Origin of the sequence: Oceaniferula flava, assembly GCF_016811075.1 — a bacterium.
GTDB lineage: Bacteria > Verrucomicrobiota > Verrucomicrobiia > Verrucomicrobiales > Akkermansiaceae > Oceaniferula > Oceaniferula flava.
The window spans coordinates 208,063-215,025 of record NZ_JAFBGL010000009.1 but is presented as its reverse complement, the minus strand read 5'-3'; the positions used below and the strand labels follow the sequence as shown (position 1 = coordinate 215,025).

At 57.2% G+C, this 6,963-nt stretch carries 5 protein-coding genes; 1 reads left to right on the top strand and 4 read right to left on the bottom strand.

Features of this window, described 5'->3' with window-relative positions; all coding sequences use genetic code 11:
- Positions 1-172 precede the first annotated feature (172 nt).
- A complete protein-coding gene (locus JO972_RS13880) occupies positions 173-1,600 on the bottom strand; it encodes a sulfatase (protein ID WP_309490670.1) in 1,428 nt (475 codons plus the stop codon).
- Between the two features lie 272 nt (positions 1,601-1,872).
- Here JO972_RS13880 and JO972_RS13875 point away from each other — a divergent pair, with 272 nt between their 5' ends.
- Positions 1,873-3,246: a DEAD/DEAH box helicase gene (locus tag JO972_RS13875; protein ID WP_309490669.1), complete on the top strand. Its 1,374-nt coding sequence runs from the start codon at positions 1,873-1,875 to the stop codon at positions 3,244-3,246.
- A 166-nt stretch (positions 3,247-3,412) separates the two neighbouring features.
- On the opposite strand, the gene JO972_RS13870 is transcribed toward JO972_RS13875, so the two are convergent.
- The 3 genes from JO972_RS13870 to JO972_RS13860 all read right to left on the bottom strand — a co-directional run bounded on the left by JO972_RS13870 (position 3,413) and on the right by JO972_RS13860 (position 6,935).
- Entirely contained in the window at positions 3,413-4,339 is a 927-nt protein-coding gene (locus JO972_RS13870; protein WP_309490668.1) for a D-2-hydroxyacid dehydrogenase, read from the bottom strand.
- A 39-nt stretch (positions 4,340-4,378) separates the two neighbouring features.
- Positions 4,379-5,617, bottom strand: coding sequence for a C39 family peptidase (locus JO972_RS13865; RefSeq protein ID WP_309490667.1), 1,239 nt, complete (start codon positions 5,615-5,617; stop codon positions 4,379-4,381).
- Positions 5,618-5,684: 67 nt separating this feature from the next.
- Positions 5,685-6,935 carry a dihydrolipoamide acetyltransferase family protein gene (locus tag JO972_RS13860; protein WP_309490666.1) on the bottom strand — a complete coding sequence of 417 codons (1,251 nt, stop codon included), beginning with the start codon at positions 6,933-6,935 and terminating at the stop codon, positions 5,685-5,687.
- Between the last annotated feature and the right edge of the window lie 28 nt (positions 6,936-6,963).

Genomic DNA, 6,963 nt, shown 5'->3' with positions numbered 1-6,963 from the left:
AGCCAGGTAGCTCGTCAGGCTCATAATCCCGCGCCTGCGGGATCGTAGGTTCAAATCCTACCCCCGTAACCAATTTAAAAAGCCGTTCTCTTAAGAGGACGGCTTTTTTGTGTTCTTGGCTTTTTGCGCTCAGCTGATCGCTGGGTAATGATCGCTATTCGGTGATACGGATTTACTTCCGTTTCCCTTTCTGCCCTCTCTTACCAGCCTTGGGATCGTAGGCAGGGTTGGGTGTCATATGCTGGGCGTCGACAGATTTCAACCAAGCATCTAACTGCTCTGCGAGAGTCTTTGCTTTTTCAGCAAACTGACTGCTGAGGTTCTGCGATTCAGAGGGGTCTTTGCGAAGATGATAGAGTTCCAATTTTCCGTCCTCATGGAATCGGATCAGCTTCCAGTTGCCTTTGCGGATGGCGCTGTAGGGTTTGGTTTTGTGATAGTGCGGGTAGTGCCAATAGAGCGTGTCGCGATCGATCGACGCGCCTTCTTCCATGTGGGGAACCAAGCTGATCCCATCGCAGGCTTGATCTTTCGGCTGGCTGACTCCAGCGGCTTCGAGAATCGTCGGGTAGATGTCCATGCCGATCACTGGCGTGTCACTGGAGCTGCCGGCTTTGACTTTCCCCGGCCATTTTACAATGAAGGGTTCACGGGTGCCACCCTCATACGACCAAGCTTTGCCTTTGCGCAGGCCACCACTGCTGGTCTCGGCGACGCCGCCATTGTCACCGGTGAAGATGACTAGGGTGTTGTCGGCCAGGCCGTTCTTTTTCAGGTAATCCATCACCCTGCCGACACTTTCGTCGACGCTCTGAATCATACCTGCGTAGGCGGCATTCTTTTGTTGGAAATCACCGGCTTTGAGCTTTGCTTGATACTTTTTCTTAAGTTCCGGTTTGGTCATGATCGGGCCATGCACGGCGTAGTAGGATAGATAGAGCAGGAAGGGTTTCTCTTTAACGCCATCGATCCACTTGATCGACTCCGTGGTCAGTCGGTCAGTGAGGAAGTCTCCCTTTGCACCACCTTCCAGACCGGGCATATCCCAGGGATAGAAATACTTCCCCTTACCTTTGGGCTGCCCCCACTCGCGCCCACCCACGTTGATATCGAAACCATGTTTTTCCGGTGTGTGCTCGGGCATGAGCTCGGGCTGCTTATGGGGCATGAGGTGCCATTTGCCAAAGAAACCGGTGGCGTAGCCTTTGCTTTTCAGCGCTTCGGGGATGGTGGTTAGGCTGTGGTCGATGTACATTTTCCAATCGGGAACCTGAAGCTTAGCCTTCGCGTGAACGTGACCGGCAATCCAATCGGTGAGGTGCAAGCGAGCCGGATACTGACCGGTCATGATCGCCGCCCTGCTGGGACTACAAACCGTGCAGGCAGAGTAGCCGTGAGTGAATTTCATGCCCTCTTTCGCTAGGGTATCAATTGCCGGAGTTTCGTGCAATTGGCTGCCGTAACAGCCGACATCGCCCCAGCCAATGTCATCGACCAGGAACACAACGACGTTCGGCGGGCGTTCTTCTGCCGTGGCGGGAACGAAGGACAAAGAGCCCACGACCATGGCTCGCAGGCAGAGAGATTTGAGATCAAACATGGTGAATAGCATGCACAAATAGATGCTCATGGGGAGTTTTCTTTCGGACCCAGGCTCTTCTGATTGGTGATGAGCGGACGTTTGAAAACCTCGATGCCTCACATTATCCTGTTCATTTACTCAAAGTTGTGTAGCTTCCACTCTGGCCAGAGCGATCCTTGCTCAGCTACCGTGGACGCCGAGTGCGAAAACGGCATCGATTTCCGATGAAATTTTCCCCGGCTGTGCCGCCCCATCTTTTTTCCGGTGGCGCCGCTATTTATTATACCACTATGACTACTTTTGCCGATACCGGCTTATCCGATAATCTCCTCCGTGCTGTTTCCGACAAGGGATACGACACCCCCTCACCCATTCAAGCGCAGGCAATTCCCGCCGTTTTGGCCCGCAAGGACATGACCGCTGCCGCACAGACCGGCACCGGCAAGACCGCAGGATTCACCCTGCCGATGATGCAAATCCTGGACGAAACCAGCGATGCCAAACCGTCACGCGGTCGCCCCATCCGAGCCCTCGTCCTCACCCCGACTCGCGAACTCGCGGCTCAGGTGGAACAGAGCATCATCGACTACGGAAAATACCTCCAACTCCGCAGCATGGTCGTTTACGGCGGTGTCAAGATCGGCCCGCAAATCCGCAAGCTGAAAGAAGGCATCGACATCCTGGTGGCTACACCTGGTCGACTGTTAGACCTCTGCCAGCAAGGTGCTTGTAAGTTAGACGGAGTCAACATGCTGGTGCTCGATGAAGCCGACCGCATGCTCGACATGGGATTCATCAACGACATCCGCAAGGTGATCAAGATGCTGCCGAAGAAACGTCAGAACCTCCTGTTCTCCGCTACCTTCTCCAAGGAAATCAAGCAGATGACCAAGGAACTGCTGGTGAACCCCGTGGCCATCGAGGTCAGCCCTGAGAACACCACGGCTGAAACCGTGGAGCAGCGCGCATACCGCTGTGACAATACCAAGAAATCCGAGATCTGCCTGAAGCTCATTCAGGAAGGCGACTGGAAGCAGGTGCTGGTATTCACCCGCACCAAACATGGCGCGAACCGACTGAGCCAGAAGCTGGAAAAAGCCGGTATCTCATCGGCGGCCATCCACGGCAACAAAGGCCAGGGTGCACGCACCAAGGCGCTGGACGGATTCAAGAAAGGGAAAGTCCGCGTTTTGGTGGCGACCGATATCGCCGCCCGTGGCCTGGACATCGCCCAGCTGCCGCACGTGATCAATTTCGAACTCCCTAACATCCCCGAGGATTACGTGCACCGGATTGGCCGGACAGGTCGCGCCGGTAAGGAAGGTGAAGCCATCTCACTGGTCTGCAACGACGAGCGTCCGTTCTTCACCGCCATTGAAAAGCTCATCAAGCAGCGGATTCCGCTGACCGATGTCGAAGGATTCTCCCCCGAACTTTGGCCTAACCGCGCTCCCACAGCGAGCGAGGTGATGAAAGCCGCGAACGCCCGCAAACAGCAGGCACGTCAAGCCCGCGGACCTCGTAATTCCGGTGGCCGTAATGGCGCCCGTAGCGGTGGCGGCGGAGGTAATTCCTCACGCGGTGATGGCTCAGGCGAGAAGAAATCGGCAGCTTCAACGGGTCGGCCATCTTCTAACCGCCGCAGACGAAATCGTCGGCGTTAAGCTTGGGGGTGGCTAGTCCTCCGCGTTCATTTTGGACCGCGAATCTGGCTCATCTTGCGAATTTTTTAAGGCTGCTCCAACTTTCTTCGGAAGGTTGGAGCAGTTTTTTGTTGGGGGTTTGTTGGATTCCGGAAAGCGGCGATTTGGGATCGCCGCACTTCGTAGACTACTTGAAGTTTTTGATATTCTCGGCGACGCCTTCGATCAGGCGTTGGCGGGATTCCTTGCTCGCCCAGGCGGTGTGAGGCGTGATCAGCAGGTTGGGAATATCGGAGGCTAACAGAGGGTGATCGGCGGCTGGGGGTTCGGTGGAAAGGACATCGAGCCCAGCACCGCCTAACTGACCGGTGCGGAGAGCTTCGGCGACAGCTTGCTCGTCGATCAGCGGGCCTCGACCGGTGTTGATCAGCAGAGTTCCCGGCTGGCAGAGACTGAGGGTTTCCTGATTGATGAAGTTTTCGGTGTCGGGTGTTAGAGGACAGTGCAGGCTGATGACATCGGCTTGGGCGAAAAAGGCATCGTGGGAAACACGCTCGATTCCCCCGCTCTCTTCAGCATTTTCACGGGCGTAGGCGATGACTTTCATGCCCTGGGATTGTGCCACCTTGGCGACATTCTTGCCAATATTGCCCAGGCCAACAATGCCGAGGGTTTTCCCGGCGAGGTCGAATATCGGGTAATCGAGTCGGGTAAACATAGGCGACTCCGCCCACTGCTCCGCCTCCGGCGCGTAGTGGTGCAGGCTGGTGGCCAGCGATAACAGCATGGAAAAAACGTGCTGGGTAACCGAATCCGTGGAGTATCCGGAGACATTGAGCACCGGCACCGACCGGCGTTCCGCGGCTTCGAGGTCGATGCAGTTCACTCCGGTGGCAGCCACGCAGATCAGCTGCAGCTTGGGGCACTGCTCAAGCACGGCTTCATCGATCACCACCTTGTTCGTGATCGCGATGGTGGCTTCGGCGAGTCGGTCTGCCGTTTCCCCGGGCCCTGTCAGCGGGTGGTAGGTGATCTTTCCCAACTCCTCCAGCGAGGAAAGGTCGAGGTCATCACGATCGGTGGTGGCGGTATCTAGAAAGACGATGTTGTGCATGCCGCCAACTTGCAGACTGCCGCGAATCAGGTCGAGTGACTATTTTCCCTCGAAGTAAAAAACCATGGTCGCGGTGGCTTCCAGTTCCTCGTAACGCATGCGCCTCGGCACCGACTGCCCGGCCCAGCTTTCCAGAAAGAGCAACTCCTTGCGCTGATCGTTGAAACCTACAATCACCGAGGCGTGTACCGGATGCTTTTCGCCTGGCCAGGTGGCGCGGTCGGCGGCGTCTGGCTCCGGTAACTGCGAGGTCGGGTCTTGGGCGTGTTGTCGGGAAAACTGGAGGTGGGTTTGGTTGCGGCGGAAGTCGAATCGGCGCCAGACGATGACCGGCAATCCAGACTGGAGGAGACTGCGAGCTTTGGTCCATTTGAACTGAGTCTCACGTGTCAGCCCGAGCTGCGCCTCGCGTGCGGTGGCATTGTAGAGCGTCAACATGTTAGATCCGGCCGCTGAGCCGGTGTTCTGAAATTTCCCAGCCACCGCTAGCCAATCTTCATCGAGATGCAGGCCAAAATATTGAGCAGCCATCGTCAGCGAGTTCAAGCCGCAATAGGGGCGGTAGCCTTGCGGCACGGAACGGATTCCATCGATGAGGTGGTCGCCATTTTCCGAGACTTGCACCTGGTCTCGATAGTGGCTCGCCAGCTCACTGCGCGACATCTCGAGGCGATCTTGGTCCAGCCATCCCTTCCGGTAGAGATCGCGGTCGCGGGTCAGGGTGAGACGAAGCAGCCTGCCGTTGTCTGAAAAAAGAACCGCATGGAGATCGCCAAGATCATAGACGATCAGCTCCGCCCGCAGAGTGCGGGATGATCCCCATCGACTCTCCTTCGCCTTGCGTTGGCTGCGTTGGGCCAGATCCTCCTTCAGCTTTTCATAGGTCTCTGTGTAGAGCTCACGGAACTGTTTCTGCTTTTCCAACAACTCCTGCCGCTGCACTTCGATCGCAACTCTGGGGTTCTGTTTCAAATAAGGAAAATACGAACCCGCGTCGGCGAAAGTGGCAGTCACTGACTCCAGCGTCTCCCCTCGATGAGTAGCGCGCAGCAGCACAACGTCTTGGCCGAAGATCTTGGGTCTCGCTAACAGATGCGATGTCCGGGTGGCGGCAATTTGATTTTCCACCTGCCACTCACCGGGCAGCGTGGATGTCCCCTGCCAGAGGTCGTTTTGCAACAACGGCCCGGCCAGCTCCTGACCGTTCAACGGACTATTCGCCTGAGCGACGCCGCCGATGATCTGGTTAGGAATCGCAGCCAGCGGATGCGATGCCATGACGGCGGCGATGATGATCCATTTCACCCGAAAACTCTAGCACCCTGCGCGACGGCAGCAAGGTGATTTACAGCTGCTCGGGTGCCTGGAGAAGTTCGGAAATGCGGTTCAGTAGCATGCCGGCACCACCACCATCGACCACTCGGTGATCGAAGGTCAGATCGATCTCCGCCTCGGTGACCGGGATGAAGGTTCCGGTTTCGTCACTCCACACGGGCTTCTTCACCCCAGCGCTGAGACCGAGGATCAAGGTTTCGTTCGGCAGAGGGATGGGTGTGCCCCAGGTGAGGCCGAAGGTGCCGAAATTGGTCACCGTGGCGATGCCGTGCTGGGTGGCATCGGCGGGTAGCTTGCGAGCGCGAGCCAGCTCCACCAGATTATCGTAGTCGGCAACGAGCTCGCTGAGCGTTTTGGTATCGGCATTGCGGATGATCGGAACGAGCACGCCGTCATCGACCTGCACCGCCACTCCGATATCGAAGGCGCGGGGATGCACCACATTTTCACCGATCAGATAACCGGCGGTGGTGGGATTTTCCGCCAGAGCGATCGCCAAGGCACGCAGCAAATATAGCGCGGGGCCTGGTTTCGGGTTCTGGTTCCGGCGGTGGTTGAGAATTTTATCCATCACCAAGGGGCGGGCGACAGTGGCGAGCGGGCGCGTCCAGCTCCGGCGCATGGCATCGGCCACGGCAAGTCGCATCGGCGAGGCCTTGGTGCGTGGCCAGGTATCGATGTATTCGAGGAAGGCTTCGAGATCCTCCACAGTGACCCGACCACCCGCACCACTGCCGGTGATGGCGGAGATGTCAGCGGCGCGGAGTCCGAGCTCGGTCATCCGGGCACGCATGCGGGGTGAAATATAGTGCGCTCCACCTTTGCCGGTGGGCACGGGCAGACCTTGCACATTCGGCTCCACCAGTTTTGGCTCGTGGTAGCCTCCGTCCTCGGTTTTAAAATGCAGATTCGCCTCCTCGTCGCCACCGTCATTGGCCGGTGCTGCGTTGGATGCGTTGCTGTTTTCCGCAGCCGCAATGTCATCGAGGGTGGTTTCGCCGGTGCGATCGACCTCCTCTTGAGTCACTTCCAAGACACCCAAGACCGTGCCAACCGCGTAGCTGACTCCTTCTTGCGCGACGATATCCACGACCTCACCAGCGCACAGAGCGGTCACGCCCATGGTGGCTTTATTGGTCTCCACTTCGATCACTTCCTGGTCCGGCACCACGGAGTCACCGACGGCAATGTTCAGCCGGATGATCGTGGCCTCGGCGATGGATTCGCCAAGTTGAGGCATGAGAATGGGAACTTTTGGCATGATATTAAATACGTAAATTTATTCGCAA